This is a genomic window from Salmonella sp. SAL04162, from assembly GCF_046551535.1.
Taxonomy (GTDB): domain Bacteria; phylum Pseudomonadota; class Gammaproteobacteria; order Enterobacterales; family Enterobacteriaceae; genus Salmonella; species Salmonella enterica.
The window spans coordinates 320392-340259 of record NZ_JBGDVX010000006.1; the positions used below are offsets into that span (position 1 = coordinate 320392).

A 19868-nucleotide genomic window follows, 5' to 3' on the forward strand; every position below is an offset into this window, starting at 1 on the left:
CTTATTAGCGCCAAAATAGCAGCGCTTACGCGCTGCATCGTATTTCCCTGGTCAGACGGCAACCAGCATACCGCCATCGACAAACAGCAGATGTCCGTTAACAAAGTCGGAGGCTTTTGACGAGAGAAACACCGCTGCGCCAATAAGCTCCTGGGGATCGCCCCAGCGTGCGGCAGGCGTACGTTTGCATAGCCAGGAGGTGAAGGCTTCATCTTCAACCAGCGCTTTGGTCATCTCCGTTTTGAAGTATCCCGGCGCAATACCGTTGACCTGGATATTATGACGCGCCAGCTCCACGCACATGCCGCGAGTCAGCATCTTCACGGCACCCTTCGACGCGGCGTATGGCGTAATCGTGTCGCGGCCCAGCTCGCTTTGCATCGAACAGATGTTGATCACTTTTCCTGCCTGACGCGCCACCATACGGCGCGTAACGGCCTGAGAGACGAGAAAAACCGCGGTCTGATTTACGGCGATGACGTCATTCCACTCCTGCTCGGGAAACTCAGTAAACGGATGACGGCGCTGGATACCGGCGTTATTTATCAGGACGTCAATGACGCCGATATCTTTTTCGATATGTTCAACCGCAGCTTCAATATCCTGTTTATGGGTGACATTAAAGGGAGCGGCAATAGCCTTTATCCCTTCCTGCTGAAGTTTCGTCACGGCTGTTTCGGCGCGCTCCGGGGTAATATCGTTAACAATAATGCGCGCGCCATAGCGACCAAGACCGGTCGCCAGCAAATAACCAATTCCCTGAGCGGCTCCGGTGATAAGGATATTTTTACCTGCCAGTGAAAAAAGATCGTTCATGATAGTGTCCCTTATTTTACTTTCTCAGAAAACGAGCTGAACTTTTGCCGCCTGTGTTTTGTCTCCGGCAAAGATCAGCGCCGCTTCCAGGTCGGTAAATGGATATTCCGCGCTCAGTAACGGCAGCGGATTGATAACGCGGTTGGCAAGCCAGGAAACCGCAGTATTAAATTCGGTAGTAAAGCGGAAAGAGCCTTTCAGGGAGATCTCTTTGCTTATTAGCATCATCATCGGGAAGTTGGGGACTGCGCCGCCCATGCCAACCTGCACCATCACGCCTTTGGCCCGTGTGACTTCCAGACACGTTGAGATAGAGGAAGGATGCCCAGAGACTTCAAAACTGATATCGAAATACCCTTTTTCTGCTTTCCAGTCATCGAGAGAATCATGCTGTGGGTTCACCAGCGTATCCGCGCCCATCTGCCGGGCCAGCGAGAGAGAACGGGTACTGATATCGGCACATACCACTTCCGCCGCGCCCAGCGTTTTTACCGCGCTAACAATCAGGCAGCCGATAGGGCCAACGCCGGAGATAAAGACGCGTTTGCCTTGCAGATCGCCCGCCTCATGAGCCGCATGAATGGCAACCGCCAGCGGTTCGGCAAAGGCCATGGCTTTTTCGTCTGCCTGTTCCGGCCAGGGAATACACTGAACGGTATCGACAGCTTTAAATCGGGTAAAACCGCCATCGACATGCGGAAAATACATGGCGCTGCCAAAGAAACGCATTTCAGTACAGTGGTTTTCTTCATGCTGCAGACAGTATTTGCAATGACCGCAAGGCTTCGATGGATTAATCGCTACCGGTTGTCCTTCACGTAATAAATCTGAGTCGCTATGAACGATTTTGCCAATCACTTCATGACCTAAAATCATTGGCGCTTTTACTGTAAAATTGCCGACTTTGCCTTCCTGATAATAATGTAAGTCAGACCCACAAATGCCGCCACGGGTAATTTGTACGAGTGTTCCTTTATTATTCCATTCAATATTTTGTTCCGTAACGGCAACAGCACGCTTACCCGCAACAACGCAGGATTGAGTTTTTACTTCCATAAATTCCTCACTGGTCAGGTAGTTACCCTGAACGCATTTAAGCGGTTTTATTTGTCACTATTTGTGACTTATGTCACGCTGGAAAATTGTTACACTACAATGTTACGCATAACGTGATGTGCCTTAGAGTTCTTCTCTATGGAAATTAAAAAACGTGAAATTGTCGAACGTAGAGGCGTAATATTGTGGAGTGGAATATGACTCAGAGGTATTTAAATGGCCGGGGAAAGCTATATTTTAATGGGTGTTTCAGGTAGTGGTAAGTCTTTAATAGGCAGCAAAATTGCAACATTATTTTCTGCGAAGTTTATTGACGGCGATGATCTCCATCCGGCGAAAAACATTGATAAAATGTCTCAGGGAATACCGTTAACTGATGAAGACCGCTTACCCTGGCTGGAACGATTAAATGACGCTTCATACAGTCTTTATAAAAAAAATGAGACGGGATTTATTGTCTGCTCGTCATTAAAAAAACAGTACCGCGATATTTTACGTAAGAGCAGCCCTAACGTACATTTCCTGTGGCTGGATGGCGATTACGCCACCATTCTGCAGCGAATGCAGCGTCGTGCTGGGCATTTTATGCCGCCAAACCTGCTGCAAAGTCAGTTTGACGCACTGGAGCGACCCTGTGCCGATGAACATGATATTGCGCGTATCGATGTTAATCATGACATCGAGCACGTAACGGAGCAGTGCCGACAGGCTGTACACGCTTTTCGTCAGGCACTCAGCGCTTCCTGATCATTGTCAAAGCGCTGAGTCAGGCGGTCAGAAGTCAGCTTTTAGCACTACACGATAGCGGGCTTTGCCGTCGCGAACGTGCTGAATAGCCTCGTTGATTTGTGACATTGCGAACAGTTCCGTGGTGGGTGCGACTTTGCTGCGTCCGGCGAATTTCATCAGTTTGCGAAGTTCATATGGCGTTCCGGTTGCCGAGCCTGAGATACTGCGATCGCCGGCAATTAATGTAAACGCCGGTACGGGCAGCGGCTTCAATACGGCCCCAACGGTATGGAAGTTGCCGCCATACGTCAGCGCTTCGAAGTAGGGTTGCCAGTCGAGATCGACGTTGACCGTGTTAATAATGAGATCGAACTGGCCCGCTAGTGCTTTTAACGCTTCCGGATCGCGGCTGTTCACCACGTTATTGGCCCCCATCGCCAGCACTTCCTGCTCTTTCGATGGATTGGAGCTGAACGCGGTGACTTCGCAGCCCATTGCATGTAACAGCTTTATGGCGATATGCCCCAGCCCGCCAATACCGATGACGCCAACGCGGCTGGTGGCAGTAATATGGTGCATCAATAGCGGTTTAAAGACCGTAATGCCGCCACATAACAGCGGACCTGCGGACGCCATATCCATATTCTCCGGAAGAGGAATTACCCACTGCCAGCCTGCGCGAAGCTTCTCGGCAAAACCGCCACGATTGAGGATAGTGGGCACTGCGCCTTCCTGGCAGTTAATTTGATTGCCGCTGATACAGGCATCGCAGTGTCCGCAGCTGCGCGCCGTCCAGCCGATTCCAACGCGCTGGCCGACTTTTAGTCCCTTATCCTGTGCCGCGCTGCCGAGTGCGGCCACCCGACCGATGACCTCATGTCCGGCAACCAGAGGGTATTGAGAGAACCCCCATTCATTGTCGATCATCGACAGATCGGAATGGCAGATCCCGCAGTAGTCGACCCGTACCTCGACATCTTCCGGTTGGAGTTCTCCCGCGTCATATTCATAGAGTTCGAGTTCGCCGCCCGCCTCTTTGGCGGCATAGCTTTTTATTATCGTCATTGTGTTTCCCTTAATGTGGTGTTGAACTGAAAAGTGTAGAGCATGGAGGCAAGGGACGCCCGGCGTTAATCTGCTGGAGAAGGCGGGAAGTAGCCTGATTATTCTATTTAATACTCAACGCTGCTGAAATTTTCAGCACTTAGCGAAACAGGTGTATGCTCGTGCTTGCATGGTGGCGTATGACAGGTATAATCCACAACGTTTTCCGCATACCTCTTCAGTGCCGAAGTGGCGAAATCGGTAGACGCAGTTGATTCAAAATCAACCGTAGAAATACGTGCCGGTTCGAGTCCGGCCTTCGGCACCAAAAGCATGTAAATGGACCTCAACTGAGGTCTTTTTTTATGCCTGAAATCCGCGCTATACAAGGCTTTCCACGATTTTCCCCTTAATTGAAGTCAACTCGGGTCAACCCACATCAAGTCGCTTGTGAGTATATAACTGAGTATATATGCTGATTCGATAATGTTTGTATACTCACGGCGGTACATGGAAGGAGAACCATCATGGCTCTGACTGATACTAAAGTCCGTTCGGCAAAACCTGAAGATAATGCAAACCCGCTATCTGATGGTGACGGCCTGTTTTTACTGGTACATGCTAATGGCTCCAAATATTGGCGATTTCGTTTTCGCTTTGGTGGCAAGCAGCATGTGATGGCGTTTGGCGTTTATCCCGAAGTTTCACTGGCGGATGCCAGGAAGAAAAGGGAGGAGGCCAGGAAGCTGGTTGCTGCTGGTATCGATCCTCGAGCACATAAACGTGCTGTGAAAGAAGAACAGGCGAAAGAGATTATTACTTTCGAGAAGGTCGCCCGAGATTGGCTCGCGACCAACCAGAAATGGTCGGAAGATCACGCTGAGCGAGTGAAAAAGAGTCTGGAGGATAATGTTTTTCCGGCGATTGGGACGCGCAATATTGCTGAATTGAGCACCCGCGATTTGTTACTTCCCATTAAGGCCGTAGAGACGTCTGGACGTCTTGAAGTGGCTTCCCGTCTCCAACAACGTACTACGGCCATCATGCGTTATGCAGTGCAAAGCGGGCTAATTGATTACAATCCGGCTCAGGAGATGGCAGGAGCGGTTGCTTCTGGTAATCGAAAGCATCGTCCTGCGCTGGCCTTAAAGCGTATTCCAGAACTGCTTCAGAAAATAGATGGCTATACCGGAAGACCATTAACCCGCTGGGCAACCGAACTTACCCTACTGATTTTTATTCGATCCAGTGAACTACGTTTTGCTCGTTGGTCGGAGATTGATTTTGAAACGTCAATGTGGACGATTCCACCAGAGAGAGAACCTATCCCTGACGTTAAGCATTCTCACCGAGGATCAAAGATGCATACACCGCATTTGGTGCCGCTTTCTAAGCAAGCACTGGCGATCCTGAAACAGATAAAGCAGTTCTGTGGCAAGCATGAACTGATTTTTATTGGCGATCACGATCCGCGTAAGCCGATGAGTGAAAACACGGTGAACAGTGCGCTACGGGTGATGGGGTTCGACACTAAGGTTGAAGTTTGCGGCCACGGTTTCCGCACGATGGCCTGTAGCTCATTGATTGAGTCAGGGTTATGGTCAAAGGATGCGGTAGAACGACAGATGAGCCATATGGAACGTAACTCAGTGCGGGCAGCGTATATCCATAAGGCGGAGTTTATCGACGAACGTAAACTGATGCTGCAATGGTGGGCTGATTTCCTGGATGCGAATCGGGAGAAAGGGATCACGCCATTTGACTATGCGAAGATCAACCAGGGGCATGGTGAGTGAGACGAGTGCTTTTATTTCTTGATTGATGTTTAAATTAAAATGACCAACCAGCCCGATTAGGGCTGGTTGGTCGCTGTATTTTTTACCGTTGTTATCGGGTTTTCATCTGCCAGGTACAGAGCTGACAAATAAAAAAGATATCTGCAATAAAGCCTTGAATGTACATATAGTTGCGAGCATCATCGCAAATATGTGCTCATGGATTCTTCAATGTAATGGCCTCTGACAAAACCCTAAAGCAAGCGATATCAAATATCACTATCTGGCGCAAAGGCGAACAGCGTGCGCCACATAAGCCATTATTGCTGTTGCACGTCCTCTCACACTATCGGCAGGGTCATGATCGCCTGTTTAACTATGGTTCTGAAATCTACGAGCCCTTGCTGGATCTTCTGGAACGTTATGGACCGCAGCGCCGTGACCAGCGCCCGGACATGCCGTTCTGGCGTCTGAAGGGCGATGGCTTCTGGGAACTACAAAACGCGGAACTGTGCTCAACCAAGGGTAGCCGCCAGCCGCCCCGACGTGAACTCATCGAATATAATGTCGCGGGTGGATTTGATGCCGATAATTTTGCGTTGGTGGCAAAAAATCACAGGTTAATTGATACGCTGGCGCAGCAGCTCCTGGAGGCGCATTTCCCGGTCAGTATTCAGGAAGACATCGCTGACGAGATGGGTTTTGATATTCGCACCTCTCTCCGTCAACGCGATCCGAAGTTCCGCCAGATGGTGCTACGTGCTTACAATTATCAGTGCGCGATCTGCGGCTTCAACATGCGCCACGACAATGCGCCAATTGCTCTGGAAGCTGCCCATATCAGATGGAAGCAGAACCATGGCCCTTGTGAAGTACCTAATGGCCTGGCATTGTGTGCGATTCATCATAAAGCGTTCGATCGCGGCTCGATTGGTCTAGATGAAAATATGCGTGTGGTGGTTTCAGGTGCGGTTAATGGCGGTGGGGTGGTGCAGCGGCTGTTCTGGGATTTTGCGGGAAAGGCGATTGCGTTGCCACCGGTTAAAGAAAATTATCCGGGCGAGCAGTTTGTGGAATGGCATAGGAAAGAGGTGTTTAGAGGAGAGTGTTGATCCGGGGTCGGCTTAGTGCCAGGAGCGGAAGTTGCTACCATTTATTGTGTTAAAATCCACTGAGCGTAAGATAGGAAGTTAAATTGCTCCTCAAATATTAATCTCGAAAATTGCAAAAGGAAATTTCTATGGCTACTATTATGTTTTTCGAAGAAACAATCAAGGATCAAGGAGGTAAAACCTCTATGGTTCTAGAACTCGGTCGTTCTTCATTCTATGCCGAAGACAGCATCTATTTAACTGTTGATGGAAAAACCGTGATAATGGATCGAGAAATGGCGAAGAAATTTGTTGATGCCGTGATTTCTGTCGGTTCTTATCATGGCCTAGTGGAATAATAATGTGGCACCTGCCACTCATTACTACCGATGGCACAGGGTTAAGATTGTTTCTTAACTAGGTGTGATACCTGCCCTTGACATGAAGTTGTTCTTCTTCGTTTGAACTGCTTCGTGCCAGGAGCAAACGTTATTAATATCAGTCTTGTTATTTAACAGGTGAGTAGATCAGGTCTGAGCTAATACAAATATAACATCACCACTGTTTTAATACATCTTCGGGCACGTTTAATTCATTTCTTAACCTCTCAAACAGATCAAATGCATATTTTTGTGCAGATACAATCAGTATGTTAAAGTTGTCGATACAACCTGCTGTGCTATGTGAATTGATAAGATATGAAGTAGGATGCAACAATTTTGAAAATAGTTTAAATAACGCCGCGTACTCTTCCAATTCACCAACTTTTTCAGCAATGCTTTTGACTGTTTCAGGACTTTTGACACTTTTTAAGTTATGTTTATCTAAAATGGAGTTATTTAGTCTTTTTTTATTTTCGAACAACTCCAGTTCAGCGGCGTGGTTATCATTAGCAATCGTTGAAATAGCATCTAGAATTTGATTTTCATCCATAACCATCTCACTCATCCATGTGTTAAGCGAGTTTTCATCTTTAACTATCGATCTTAGTCTGATATTAAGCTCAAAAAGATTTCTCGTGCATAATGCTACTAATGTTATGTCATAGTCATCTGACAGATTATTGGCCAGTAAGCTTAAAGAACGATGTGTTCCTTTTGCAATATTAGTTAGCGCTACATTTTTATTAGTTCTTTCAATATTTTTAGAACCTGAGCAAAAATGAATAAGTCTTTTATAATTCGAGTCTATTTTAAATAGATTTCTTTGGATATTTTTGATTGAGTCATGTTTCACAAACTCCCTAAGAGTTTTTTCAGACATATTTCCCCCTTCGAAAAATAAACTCATTACCGATTTAATGAAACCATTACATCACAGAGAATCCATAGACTGCATCAGCTCTAAAATAATTACAAGTTATATTTAATGACTTTGAGGTCCAGCCTTTCGTGAAATTGTGCCGTAAGATGCAAAGTTTGAGGTATAACTCATACATCACAGTTGTACCCGGTCAAAACAGCAGCACATGGTATTAAAGCCATGTTAAAAGTTACGGATGACCTGGATGAACAAGCCGGTAATGCACTAATGGCATGGTGGGAAGGGAATGGTGCTGCACAGGTGATTGCACATGAAGATGAAGCAATTCTTCTCTCAAGAGCCACAGGTCCTTCTTGATATTCGGGTATCCAGAAGTCAATAAAAAGGCAATCAGCTTATTCAATATTAGAGTAAGCTGATTGTTAATATCATTTCATTGATAGCATATTTAAACTATCGGATATAATTTTTTGATATCCATTGCCTGCTCAGTTAGCTCAGGGTATAGATAGCTCCTTGTTATACCTAACGAAGCTAGGTTATCTAATATTTCTTTTTTGGCTTGAGCATTTATTGTTACACGTGTGGGAGTACAAAATTTCTCTATTCCCCAACTTTTATTCTCCATTGGAGGCCAGATAAGAAACAAGCCCTGTTGACGTTTAATTCTTTCATTGTTCATTTGGGAATGGACAATATTAAAAAAGGCGAACTGCCGCATAAAATAATCTAAATTATTAGTTAAGCCATTCTTTAAACCAACCAAATTGGACAATACTTCAATGATAACTTTTTGCATCTCATTAAAACGTCTATTAAATTCAAGAGCAAAAAGTTTTGCCTTAAGGCATGCTTGGTGATCTAGTCCAATTTCAACATGAAGTTCATCATTTTGCCATCGTTGCGAAAAATCGACAATTTTGTCATGGATGCTTTGAAAAACATAAGCAATAGATAAAAAATCATTGATTTCTACTGTTGAGCCAATTGTTGATAATGCAGATGTACAGAAATCTAATAGTCGTATATATTCAGAATCAATCAATATATATCCACAGGTACGCTTTCTCTCTGCTGTAAAAAAATCAATTAGATAATTCACACTTTTACTGCTGAGATCATTAAATTGTATTTTATTCTCCACCCCAGCAAATGAGGCATCAGGAATTCCGTGTGGATATAATATAGAATCCTTTCGCGGACTGAATGAAAAAATCTCGCCATCATCATTCCATTCACTTTCACAAGCAAAAAATAATGCCACTAGCGGACTTTCCGTAAGATCTAATAGCCGAGTAGGTAATCCGTGATGCTGCATTCGAATTAACCGTTCAAAAACTGATTTATCCTTTTCGAAAGCATCGGGACTACGACGTAGCATCTGCTGATATAAATCATATTCATGAGCCCGATAACTTTTCCCTTCGCTATCTGTTCTGTATACACTTGGCTGGAGTTGCCATTTTTTATCAGCATGTCCTCGGTATAGATTCAAATTCCCTTGTTTTTCTTTGCTGGTGTCTTTCACCCATACCATGTATTCCGATAAAGATGATAACTTAATCTCATTTGACATTTTTTAACACCCTATATTATATTGCAAAATACAATAAACTAAGGAATGAGCCGAAAATAAAAACATGCCTAAATATTGCTAATCCGACTAATTCATCAAGACGATAACCTTTCCATGATGCATTCCTCCAACCTAACTGGAATAAGGTTGCCCATGATAGAGTAAATATTCCGGTGGCACTGATAGTATCTTTCCAGACAAATGGAGCGGTACCCCGAAACTTTCCTGAATAAAACCCAATCAAAATAACCATGAAAAGTACACCCAACATTATTGATACTGAAACGAGAAGGGATTCTCTTAGGTCATCGCAACATTCTTCAAGATGATGTTTATGATCATCTGGATTCAGGCTATAACGTCCTGCTTCAAGTTTCTTTCTATATTCATCTTTTTCAAGGTCAAATGCCATGCCATTAATAGCACCAAGTGTAATGAATCTTTCTTTGTTGAAGAAAAAATAAAACATTGCTTTATAAATATTTGCTTTTTTAGGTAACTGTGCTGTATTCATATCTATCACAAAAAATAAAGAGGTTGACAGCAAGAAGCTGTCAACCTGAGATTTACATCGTCCAATGATTCGAAATAACTTCCGCTTGTTTTAATATTAACTCTACCGCACCCGCTGTTTTATCCGGCGGATATTTGTACTTACGCAGCGTCTGGCGTACCAGAACCCGTAACCTTGCCCGCACGCTGTCCCGTACTTGCCAGTCTACGGTGGTGGATTTACGCAGTTGCCGTGTGACCTCAATAGCTAGCTTTCTGAGCGTGTCGTCGCCCAGTTCACGTACTGCGCTTTCGTTTTCGGCTAACGCATCGTAGAAGGCGATTTCATCCGGGTTCAACCCCAGCGCATCATCGCGCGCCATTGCGTCCTGAAACGCTTTCGCCATCTCGATCAGCTCTTCAATTACCTGCGCGGTTTCAATCGCCCGGTTATTGTATTTGAGCAGTACGGCTTTCAGGCGGTCAGAGTATTTCTTCTGCTGCACTACGTTATTACCGGAACGTGCATGAATCCCGTCATTGAGCAGTTTTTCCAGCAATTCTACAGCCAGATTACGCTGCGGCATTTCCCGCACTTCCTCCAGGAACTCATCCGACAGCAAACCTATGTTCGGTTTATCCAATCCGGCCAAAGCAAAAACATCCTCAACCCCTGTTGCAACAACGGCATTATCAAGAATTTTACTCAGCAGCGAATTTTTTTCTGACTGGCTAAATTTAGCTTTCGGATCGAGTTTGATAAGCCCAACCCGGATCGCCGAAAGAAACGCGAACTCTTCCTGTAAAGGTTCGGCCTCATCAAGGGTGTTACACAATGACCAGGCTTTGCTCATCGCCAGCGAGACATCGAGGTAACGTTTTTTACCGTCATCCAGTCCCAGAATGTAGTTCACAGCATCACGCAAGAAGGCCAGCGGATCGTGGGAGAAGCCCGTGTAATCAAACCCCGGCTTACCCGCCGAACGGGCAAACATCCCATGAATGACATCCATTTTTTCCAGCAGAATAGCAAAGGCTTCCCGGGCATCGACCGTCGTCTGTCCTTTGCCTTTTGAATCAGTATAGGTTTTCAGCGCCTGCTTCAGCTCGTTGGCAATGCCGATATAATCCACCACCAGCCCGCCAGGTTTATCCCGGAACACGCGGTTAACGCGGGCAATCGCCTGCATCAGGTTATGGCCGCGCATCGGTTTGTCGATATACATGGTGTGGCAGCATGGGGCATCAAACCCGGTCAGCCACATATCCCGCACAATCACCAGTTTCAGCGGATCGTTCAGATCTTTAAAGCGGGCTTCCAGGCGTTTTTTGGTCTGTTTGTTGTAGATATGCGATTGAAGATGGTCTTTATCTGACGCCGATCCGGTCATGATGACTTTGATCGCCCCTTGTTCGACGTCTTCACTGTGCCATTCAGGGCGTATCGCCACGATAGCATCGTACAGTTTCACGCAGATCTCGCGGCTCATGGCGACAATCATCGCCTTGCCGTTCATGGTAGCGTTGCGTGTTTCAAAATGCTGAACCAGGTCGGCGGCGACCTGTTGAATACGTGGCTCTGAACCGACCAGCTTTTCCAGACGGCTCCAGTCACCTTTGGTTTTCTCCTGCTGCCCCGCCTCTTCGTCTTCCACCAGCTCATCGACCTGGTCGGATAGCGTTTCCAGCTCCTCATGGTTCAGGTCGAGTTTTGCTAGCCGGGATTCATAGTAGATAGGCACCGTTGCACCATCATCGACCGCATCCTGAATGTCGTAGATAGAGACATAATCGCCGAACACCGCGCGGGTATCTTTATCTTCCGAGGCAATCGGCGTACCGGTAAAGCCCATAAACGATGCATTCGGCAGCGCATCGCGCATGTGTTTGGCGTAGCCGTATTTGTAGACGCCAGTTTGTCTGTCCAGCGTGGCGCTCAGGCCATACTGGCTACGGTGCGCTTCATCCGAAATCACCACGATGTTGCTGCGCTGATTGAGTGCCGGATGGCTCTGCTCACTGTCCAGCGGCGCAAATTTTTGCACTGTGGTAAAGATGATGCCGCCGGATTCACGGGCATTAAGCAGTTCGCGCAGCTCGTCGCGGTCATTGGCCTGTAACGGCGTTTGCTTCAGCAAATCCTGCGCCTGGCAGAAGGTGGCGTATAACTGCCCGTCGAGATCGTTACGATCTGTCACTACCACAATGGTCGGGTTGTTCATCTCCGCCTGTTGCAGCAGTTTCCCGGCGTAGCAACACATGGAGATACTTTTGCCGGAACCCTGGGTATGCCAGACCACCCCCGCCTTTTTACTGCCGGGCTGAATATTGCTGTGCAGCGGCAGGTGTTTACCGGTCGAGGCCACAATCGTCGCCGTCACCGCTTCACGCACTGCATGGAACTGGTGATAGGCGGCAATCTTCTTAATCAGCCGTTTGCCGTCGTTTTCAAACAGGACAAAATAGCGGATGTAATCGAGCAATAATTCACGGTTAAAAAAGCCCTGCACCACGGTTTTAAGCTGCCAGTCAAACTGCGGTTTGTCATTTTCGTTCGCCACTGTTTTCCACGGCAGGAAGCGCTCTTCATCCGCCGTGAGAGAGCCGATGCGCGCATTTTGCCCATCGCTTACCACCAGCGCTTCGTTGCAAATAAACAGGTCGCTCAATTCGTTTTTATAGGTCTGTAGCTGGTTAAACGCAGCCCAGATATCAGCATTAGCATCAATCGGGCTTTTGAGTTCGATCACCGCCACCGGCAGGCCGTTGATATAGCCAATGACATCCGGGCGACGTACCTGCTTTATTCCCTGAATGGCGACCTGGTTCACCACCATAAAGCGGTTGTTGTCTGGATGGTTGAAATCCATTAACAGCGCGTTATCGTGAATCACCTTGTCTTCATGCTTATATTCAACGGGCACGCCATTGAGCAGCAGGTGATGAAAGGCTTTATTGCTGACGACCAGATCCGGGCTGTGCGCGCGGGCGATACGCTGTATCACCTCTTCCAGCACGGAAACAGGGAGATGGGGGTTGATGGTTTGTAGCTGTTCCAGCATGATCGGGCGCAGAAACACATCATGAAATGAGGCACGCAGCGGGTTATCTCCATCCGGCGCGATATCTGGCCCGTGTAGCACTTCCCAGTCCTGTTCAGCAAACCATTGCAGGCATTGCTGTTCTAAATCGTCTTCGCTTAGCATCAGGCTTCCTCGCTGATTATTTGTTCTGCTTCCGGCAGGGTAATTTCACCCGAGAGAAGTTTGGGGAGAAGGGTGTCTCGGAGTTCGGTTAAGCCATTTATTTCCTCTGAGTTTAATTGTTGTAATTTCATTATAGACGAAACTTTTTTTGTGAATTTTTTTGCAATTATCTCATTCGGGAAAATAAGTTTCATTTCTTTAATGGTTTTTGAGTTTACAGCCGTTGCAATAGATGACGTGCTCCCTAATTTATTAAAATCAAAGGACTTGAGAGCATGATACAACCAATGGCTTTCGTATTTATTTTCTTTAGGTGTAAAATGGGCGATAGCCTCATTTGAGCACATTTCTTCCGTCGTAATACAAACTCTTCCGACAGTCAGTTTGAAGCTTAGGAATACCGTATTTGCAGGCATTACTTTAATGTTGAATTTTTTAACAGCCTCATGGGTTAACCTTTCACTTGTTTCAGATATATAGGTTGAAGCAATACCCATATCCTTTATTGAAACCCATTTTAAATCTTCACTATTTATTGAGAACCATTGAGCTTCTTTTCTTGGTGGAGTTTTACCAATAGAAATACTGTAGTGTTCAGAGGTTGAATTAACCATCCATCCCACCGGAATTTCCCCCAGCTCACTGTCCTGCATCGCTGACGGAAACAGTTCTGCCGTGGTTTTTAATTCGGCATATCGCTCAGGGTGTTCACGCTCAAAAACCGCCAGCGCATGCGCATCTTTCCCGGAAATGGCGGCCATGGCGGCAAGCGTCGCGTCTGCCTGCGAACCACCCGCTTCCAGTACCGCAATTTTGGCTTTTACCGGTTCAAAATCGATAAACCAACTTTTGAACAGGGCTTGGGCCATTTGTTCGAGGGTTTGGTTGATATTAAAGTTAACTAGGATTTTCTTATCTAAATCTAATAATACCTTTGAAATTCTATAGCTATCTTCAAAGTCTACAATTGGAAAAGGCAAATCCTCGATAGTTTTCCCACTAATATTTGCCTGATTCGCACTACCTGTCGAGTTTGCGACAAAATATTCTTGGGTGCTATTTTGGGAAAGATAATAATATATAAAATCAAGGTGAATTGAGAAGTTAGATTTCAGAACGACCCGACCAACCCTTTGATTAAGGTATGCATCTCCATTCCAAACACGAGCAACACGCCCCACTAATGATTGAGGTGCATTAGGACCAGATCCTGTCATAGAAATTAAGACATCACCTTCAGATACCGACCATGCTTTTGTCTTCGATGCCAACTCGTCTGAAATATATGCGCAATCATCATAAGTTACATAACCTGCACGAATATTTTTGATCTTCAAAACTTTATTATTAGACTCATCAAGAAAATCATGGCTTTTATAAGCATAACCCCCTTGAATTTTCACGTAATGACCTAATGTTGTTAACTCAAAATTCATAACCCAGCCCCCCCAGATTCGCCTTAATCTGCGCTTCCAGCTTAGCGCTCTCTTCCAGCTGATCTTTCAGTTGCGCGGTCAGTCGTGCCATCTTCTCGGCAAAGGGTTCATCGTCTTCTTCCTGCTCGGCAGCACCAACATAGCGCCCTGGGGTCAGCACAAAGTCGTTTTTCTGAATATCTTCCAGCGTTGCTGAGAAGCAGAATCCGGCTTCATCTTCATATCCTTTATCCGTCTGCCAGGCGTGGAAAGTCTCGGCGATTCTGGCGATATCCTCACGGGTAAAGTCACGCAGCACGCGGTCTTTCATATAGCCAATCTGACGCGCATCAATAAACAGCACTTCACCTTTACGGTGTGCTTTACCGTTGCCGCCAGATTTATCTTTGGTCAGGAGCCAGATACAGGCCGGGATTTGGGTGTTGGTAAACAACTGGCCCGGCAGCGCCACCATACATTCCACCAGATCCGCTTCAATCAGGTTGCGGCGGATTTCGCCTTCATTGTTGGTGTTGGAACTCATTGAGCCGTTCGCCAGCAGCAGCGCCATCGAACCTTTTGGCGTGAGGTGGTGGATCATGTGCTGCATCCACGCGAAGTTGGCATTACCTTGAGGCGGTGTACCATATTTCCAGCGCACGTCGTTTTCCAGCTTCGCGTTCCACCACTCCTTCATGTTGAACGGCGGGTTCGCCATCACGAAGTCGGCACGCAGATCCGGGTGCTGGTCGTCCAGCAGGGTATCGGCATTTTTACTGCCGAAGTTAAAGTCGATACCCCGGATCGCCATATTCATCGCTGCCAGTTTCCAGGTGGTCGGGTTCGACTCCTGACCGTAAACGGAGATATTGCGCTTCTGCTCGGCGGCGTTGTACTGCTTCTCGCCCGCGTGCTCTTCAATAAAACGGTCGCTGGAAACAAAGAACCCGCCGGAACCCATCGCCGGGTCATACACGCGCCCGTTATATGGTTGCAGCATTTCAACAATCAGGGTGACGATACTTTTTGGCGTGTAATACTGGCCGCCCTGCTTACCTTCCGCCAGCGCGAACTGGCCGAGGAAGTACTCGTAAACGTGGCCGAGAATATCTTTGCTCTTTAAGCTCAGCTTCTCACCGTTATATTCCGGGTTGCTGAAGTTGGCATCAGAGAAGGTGTTAATCAGCCCGGTCAGTACCTCGTTGCCCAGTTGGTACTGGCTGATGCGGTTCAGGATGCCTTTCAGTTTCGGGTTAGTTTTTTCGATTTCATCCAGCGCGTTGTCCACCAGCCAGGAGACAGAGCGCAGCTTCACATCCTGTCCGGTCGTTTCATCCACCCACAGAACCGTACCGGTCGGCAGCATGGCTTTCGTTTTCAGCGTATCCCAGCGTGCGGCTTTCGGCACCCAGAAGATGTTCTTCTCGGTGTAGTAATCCTCGATTTCCAGTTCATCAACAATCGCCTGCGCGTAGTCTTCGTCGGAGTCGTAATCATCGCGCGACATGGCGTAGATGTTGTCCGGGTTGCCAACATCGCGGAACAGCGTGATCAGCTCCTGCTGACGGGCTTCAAAAGCATCGGAGACATACTTCAGGAAGATCAACCCCAGCACGACATGCTTGTAGTTGGCGGCATCCATATTGGCGCGCAGCTTGTCAGCGGCCTTCCAGAATTTGTTATCCAGCTCGTTCAGGAACTGTTGTTCAGCGTTATTCATAAAAACCTCAAAAAATCAGCACTACCCGGCACGATGTCTACCAGGCTGCATAAAATCGGTGAATGCGAAAGATCATACCCTGACGTCAGAGCGATACCAAGATAAGGGGAAAGTTTTCGCATCAATAGCTTGAGATAGGCAGGATTACTCTTTTGCATTTATGGCGCAAAATAACGGTACTTTTCTATCGGAGTATCCTACACATTATGACCACTCTCGTTTTTTCCTATTCTCATGCAGACGAAGCACTACGCAATGAGCTTGAGAAGCATCTGTCGCCTCTGAAGCGCATGGGCAAGATCACCACATGGCACGATCGCTGCATCATTCCAGGGCAAGAGTTTGAGAACCAAATAGACCACTACTTTTCTCGGGCAGATATCATTCTGTTGCTGATTAGCAGCGATTTTATCGCTTCGGACTACTGTTATCAGGTAGAAATGACCAACGCTCTGGAACGGCATAACCGGGGAGAGGCGGTGGTCATTCCGGTGATCTTAAGGGAGTGCGCCTGGAAAATGTTACCGTTTGGCCGCATTCTGGCGGCAACGGTAGACGGTAAGCCAATTGATAAATTCGCCAGCCATGATGAAGGCTACGTTCAGGTTGTCGATGCCGTTTCCCGCGCTATTGCCAATTTGGAAGCGAAGAGCCTACAGCAGGGTGCTTATGCCTCTTCTCCTGCGTCAGTAAACCCAATGCTTCAGGCAACGGATACCGTTTTTACACCACGTTCCAGCAATCTTTCTCTGCCAAAACGTTTTACCGACCTTGATAAGGATCGTGCTTGCCGTGATGGTTTTGAATATATCGCCCGTTATTTTGAAGGATCGCTGGCTGAACTCAAAAAACGCCATTCTGGATTAGAGGTCGATTTTCACAAGCGTGATGCAGACGCCTTTACCTGCGCGATCTACATGGGTGGGAGCAAAGTCGGTCAATGTGCAATCTGGCGTAATAGCGGGCGAAATATGGGGATGGGTGATATCGGTTATAGCCAGGATGGCACAATTGGCAATTCTTACGATGAAATCTTAACCATTGACAATAACGGACAGACCCTCGGTTTTCGCCCATCGATGGGAGTATTTAGTGCTGGTTACTCAAGGGATACTTTGCTCACTAACGAAGGTATGGCTGAACATCTCTGGGATATGTTTTTTGAGCCAATAAAACAACGGGCCCGTTAATGTAAGTGGGCATCACTCATTTGGCGTGACGCCCTTTCATTAGTTGTTCAAAGCTACGTAGTCTTCTATCTGCGACTGCAATGCCCAGAATGTCTGTAGCTTCTGATCTGTCCACGCTATCAGGGATTCCGTGGATAACCGGTGTAACTCCTTCCATTCGTTGTGATCGATGTCAGTTGCCAGTTCAGCCCAGCATAACAGTGTTAACCTTTCTCTGATCCCTGGCCCTCTGAATTGTTGAAACAATGACTGTAGTTTGTTGCTGAGGCGACGCATCCCCAGTCGCTCGCATTCGCTGAGCAGCACACCCGGCAGCAGTAACGACATCAGGCCTGTGTTGATGTCCTGCGCTGCTGTCATTGGTGCTGTTGCTGGAATATTGAGAATACGCTGGAGGCGTTCAGGGATCACCAGTTCGGCAAGCTCACCACCGGGAAGTGTGCAGGGCACCATCGCCAGCGTGTGCCAGCGGATAATTTCGGGCTGGCACTGACCATGAATAATGGCCGGGCGCGTGAAATCGTTCAGGCAGACCTGATACTGGTTGAGTAATGTGTTCATTGTTTTTTCCTTACGTTAGTTAGCAGGCCGGCGGCAACCACCGCAGAGTGCCGGAGCGCCGATGTGCCAGGGATGGATTGAAATCAGGTAATGCAGAGAATTATTTGCGGGATGGTTCAGATGCTCGCGCGAGGAATAGCTTTGATGAGCCACTGGATTCAGTAGTGCATAAACATGACGTACTCATCCATCAGAGCCGTCAGTACCGTATTCTCCTCCTGCCGGTGTATCAGCCAGGTGGTAATTTGTTCGTCGTCCGCCAGTGCCAGTATATCCAGCCAGTCGTCTGCCGGAGTCCCCATCATCAAATCGTACCAGCACAGCCAGATAAGCTTCTGGCGAAGCTCACTCGACCTGACCCGCGTCAGAAGACTGCGCAGTTTGCTGGCAAGGTGGTTTTGCTTTAGTCGGGCGCATTCACTCAACAAAATCCCCTCCAGCCCTACATGGGTGAACAACAGTTCCGTGTTGATGTCGAGACTGATTAGAAAATCACGCTGAATGCTCAGTGGGTCGGGGCGCGTTTTGCCATAAATCATCCGGTACAGGCTTTGCGGCACCACAGCAGTGACGGCTCCCGTGCCTGGAAAATATAATGTTGAGAGTGTAAGACCGTGGCTGAACTGAATGTGCGGGTGGCACATGCCATTTTTGATGGCGATACTGGTCAGATCGCTCAGCCAGCGCTGATAGGAGTTGAGCAGTACATCATGACGAGCCGTGGTTTCTTTCATCGATCGATACCTTGTAAAGCAGACAGCCGCAGCAGGTAGTTTGTCCGGCGAGGTTCAGGGAACAATGGTGCAGGAAATGGAAAACGCTACTGACGTGATTCATCAATGCGCTTCTGGAACCAGGTTTCCACCTCACTGCGTAACCAGCGGGAACTGCGACCCAGCTTTATAGGTTTTGGAAACTCGCCATCTTTAATCAGCTTGTAAAACCATTTGTCCGTTAGTTTTGAATATTTAGTAATAAATTTCATATCGACTAATTCATCGTTTACTTCGGAAGGTAATGTTGTCATGGTTAAATTCCCGGTTGAGAATGATAATCCGGAAAGGCGTTTTCATCGTTGCCTTGCTCCGTCCATAACAACCGGTGCTTACGTAAAAAAATAATAATGCTGTTATCAGCGCTGGCTGCATCCAAAAGAACGATTATCACGGCTATAGATTTTCGAGCGTTCTTTAGCAAAATAGCTCAGGCGAAACGTTAGGCTATTGTAGATGTCAACAAAGTCAGTTGAATGAGCATGCAGGTAATACAATGGATTATCAGGAAAGTGGACCAGTGTTCGATATTCAGGGAATGCAGAAAGTGATAACGCGCTCAACCAGGCATCCGCAATAAGCGTCCCCAGATTGTCAGATTCATTTCGATAGTGTCCCAGCGTATTGAATGTGTCGTGATTGAATAATAAAACGATATGATAGTGTGGCTTTTTACCTGACTCATATTCCCTGACCCAGGCATAGCGTAACTCACTATAATGAACTCGAATATTCTGTTTGGCTTTACGTTTTTGATAGGCGGTTATCTTTTCTCTCAGTGATTCAATAAATCTGGACATAATATTTCCATTGTGGTCTGGGATGCTACTGATACTGTCGCCAATATCCCGATACTCAGGTAATCTGAGTATCGCTATTACAGCCAGAGTTCTTGAATGTTGGTTGATAGCGTTATTCAATACCATCCACATTCTTTCCAGATAACGCTCGTTGAAAGGAGCATGTCTGTTATCAAGGTTATAACGTTGGTTCATTTCAATATCCTCACGGGTATGTTGGTAGTACATACCAGAGAGGTGTATTTGTATTTTTTTTAGCATAACCCTGTCATAGTAATCGAATCTCTTCAGGTATCCATGATGAGGTGACCATCTGTCGGTTATAATGGAGTGGATATATCCGATAAGGATAGAAGACATA

Annotated in this window: 19 protein-coding genes and 1 tRNA gene; 7 read left to right on the plus strand and 13 right to left on the minus strand. The window is 46.9% G+C overall.

Annotation, left to right across the window (positions count from 1 at the left end; translation table 11 throughout):
- Positions 1 to 51: 51 nt before the first annotated feature.
- Positions 52 to 816, minus strand: coding sequence for a gluconate 5-dehydrogenase (gene idnO, locus ACLJRH_RS14780; RefSeq protein WP_000998688.1), 765 nt, complete (start codon positions 814 to 816; stop codon positions 52 to 54).
- Between the two features lie 24 nt (positions 817 to 840).
- A complete protein-coding gene (gene idnD / locus ACLJRH_RS14785) occupies positions 841 to 1872 on the minus strand; it encodes an L-idonate 5-dehydrogenase (RefSeq protein ID WP_000453357.1) in 1032 nt (343 codons plus the stop codon).
- Between the two features lie 216 nt (positions 1873 to 2088).
- Here idnD and idnK point away from each other — a divergent pair, with 216 nt between their 5' ends.
- Positions 2089 to 2619, plus strand: coding sequence for a gluconokinase (idnK, locus tag ACLJRH_RS14790; RefSeq protein WP_000896761.1), 531 nt, complete (start codon positions 2089 to 2091; stop codon positions 2617 to 2619).
- Between the two features lie 27 nt (positions 2620 to 2646).
- On the opposite strand, the gene ACLJRH_RS14795 is transcribed toward idnK, so the two are convergent.
- Positions 2647 to 3666, minus strand: coding sequence for an NAD(P)-dependent alcohol dehydrogenase (locus tag ACLJRH_RS14795; protein ID WP_000152566.1), 1020 nt, complete (start codon positions 3664 to 3666; stop codon positions 2647 to 2649).
- A 222-nt stretch (positions 3667 to 3888) separates the two neighbouring features.
- Here ACLJRH_RS14795 and ACLJRH_RS14800 point away from each other — a divergent pair.
- The 4 genes from ACLJRH_RS14800 to ACLJRH_RS14815 all read left to right on the plus strand — a co-directional run bounded on the left by ACLJRH_RS14800 (position 3889) and on the right by ACLJRH_RS14815 (position 6870).
- A tRNA-Leu gene (locus tag ACLJRH_RS14800) sits at positions 3889 to 3973 on the plus strand.
- A 199-nt stretch (positions 3974 to 4172) separates the two neighbouring features.
- Complete coding sequence (locus ACLJRH_RS14805; RefSeq protein ID WP_023137283.1) at positions 4173 to 5441, plus strand: tyrosine-type recombinase/integrase; 1269 nt, start codon at positions 4173 to 4175, stop codon at positions 5439 to 5441.
- Positions 5442 to 5656: 215 nt separating this feature from the next.
- Positions 5657 to 6532 (plus strand): phosphorothioated DNA-binding restriction endonuclease, encoded by an 876-nt coding sequence (locus tag ACLJRH_RS14810; protein ID WP_023137284.1) that lies wholly within the window; start codon positions 5657 to 5659, stop codon positions 6530 to 6532.
- A 128-nt stretch (positions 6533 to 6660) separates the two neighbouring features.
- Complete coding sequence (locus ACLJRH_RS14815) at positions 6661 to 6870, plus strand: hypothetical protein (RefSeq protein WP_023137285.1); 210 nt, start codon at positions 6661 to 6663, stop codon at positions 6868 to 6870.
- A 196-nt stretch (positions 6871 to 7066) separates the two neighbouring features.
- Here the strand turns inward: ACLJRH_RS14815 and ACLJRH_RS14820 are convergent, their stop codons facing one another.
- Positions 7067 to 7774 carry a DUF5677 domain-containing protein gene (locus tag ACLJRH_RS14820; RefSeq protein WP_024147802.1) on the minus strand — a complete coding sequence of 236 codons (708 nt, stop codon included), beginning with the start codon at positions 7772 to 7774 and terminating at the stop codon, positions 7067 to 7069.
- A gap of 162 nt (positions 7775 to 7936) precedes the next feature.
- Here ACLJRH_RS14820 and ACLJRH_RS14825 point away from each other — a divergent pair, with 162 nt between their 5' ends.
- A complete protein-coding gene (locus ACLJRH_RS14825; protein ID WP_371061915.1) occupies positions 7937 to 8131 on the plus strand; it encodes an aminoglycoside phosphotransferase family protein in 195 nt (64 codons plus the stop codon).
- Between the two features lie 91 nt (positions 8132 to 8222).
- Here ACLJRH_RS14825 and ACLJRH_RS14830 read toward each other — a convergent pair whose 3' ends face one another.
- The 5 genes from ACLJRH_RS14830 to ACLJRH_RS14850 are packed head-to-tail and all read right to left on the minus strand — an operon-like array spanning position 8223 to position 16183.
- Positions 8223 to 9350, minus strand: a complete 1128-nt coding sequence (locus ACLJRH_RS14830) for an FRG domain-containing protein (RefSeq protein ID WP_023137288.1) — start codon at positions 9348 to 9350, stop codon at positions 8223 to 8225.
- Positions 9351 to 9366: 16 nt separating this feature from the next.
- Positions 9367 to 9864, minus strand: a complete 498-nt coding sequence (locus ACLJRH_RS14835) for a hypothetical protein (protein ID WP_023892164.1) — start codon at positions 9862 to 9864, stop codon at positions 9367 to 9369.
- Between the two features lie 52 nt (positions 9865 to 9916).
- On the minus strand, positions 9917 to 13048 hold the full coding sequence (locus ACLJRH_RS14840; protein ID WP_023137290.1) for a type I restriction endonuclease subunit R: 3132 nt from the start codon (positions 13046 to 13048) through the stop codon (positions 9917 to 9919).
- Positions 13048 to 14484 carry a restriction endonuclease subunit S gene (locus tag ACLJRH_RS14845; RefSeq protein WP_023137291.1) on the minus strand — a complete coding sequence of 479 codons (1437 nt, stop codon included), beginning with the start codon at positions 14482 to 14484 and terminating at the stop codon, positions 13048 to 13050. The genes ACLJRH_RS14840 and ACLJRH_RS14845 overlap by 1 nt, the downstream gene beginning before the upstream one ends.
- The gene (locus tag ACLJRH_RS14850) at positions 14474 to 16183 is read right to left on the minus strand and encodes a type I restriction-modification system subunit M (protein WP_023137292.1); all 1710 of its coding nucleotides are present in this window, start codon (positions 16181 to 16183) and stop codon (positions 14474 to 14476) included. The genes ACLJRH_RS14845 and ACLJRH_RS14850 overlap by 11 nt, the downstream gene beginning before the upstream one ends.
- A gap of 206 nt (positions 16184 to 16389) precedes the next feature.
- Here ACLJRH_RS14850 and ACLJRH_RS14855 point away from each other — a divergent pair, with 206 nt between their 5' ends.
- Positions 16390 to 17373 (plus strand): toll/interleukin-1 receptor domain-containing protein, encoded by a 984-nt coding sequence (locus ACLJRH_RS14855; RefSeq protein WP_023892165.1) that lies wholly within the window; start codon positions 16390 to 16392, stop codon positions 17371 to 17373.
- 39 nt (positions 17374 to 17412) lie between these two features.
- On the opposite strand, the gene ACLJRH_RS14860 is transcribed toward ACLJRH_RS14855, so the two are convergent.
- The 4 genes from ACLJRH_RS14860 to ACLJRH_RS14875 all read right to left on the minus strand — a co-directional run bounded on the left by ACLJRH_RS14860 (position 17413) and on the right by ACLJRH_RS14875 (position 19702).
- On the minus strand, positions 17413 to 17934 hold the full coding sequence (locus ACLJRH_RS14860; RefSeq protein WP_023137294.1) for a hypothetical protein: 522 nt from the start codon (positions 17932 to 17934) through the stop codon (positions 17413 to 17415).
- A 158-nt stretch (positions 17935 to 18092) separates the two neighbouring features.
- Entirely contained in the window at positions 18093 to 18668 is a 576-nt protein-coding gene (locus ACLJRH_RS14865; protein WP_023137295.1) for a hypothetical protein, read from the minus strand.
- 86 nt (positions 18669 to 18754) lie between these two features.
- A complete protein-coding gene (locus tag ACLJRH_RS14870; RefSeq protein WP_001620335.1) occupies positions 18755 to 18961 on the minus strand; it encodes a helix-turn-helix transcriptional regulator in 207 nt (68 codons plus the stop codon).
- Between the two features lie 105 nt (positions 18962 to 19066).
- Positions 19067 to 19702 carry an inovirus Gp2 family protein gene (locus tag ACLJRH_RS14875; protein WP_023223126.1) on the minus strand — a complete coding sequence of 212 codons (636 nt, stop codon included), beginning with the start codon at positions 19700 to 19702 and terminating at the stop codon, positions 19067 to 19069.
- Positions 19703 to 19868 lie beyond the last annotated feature (166 nt).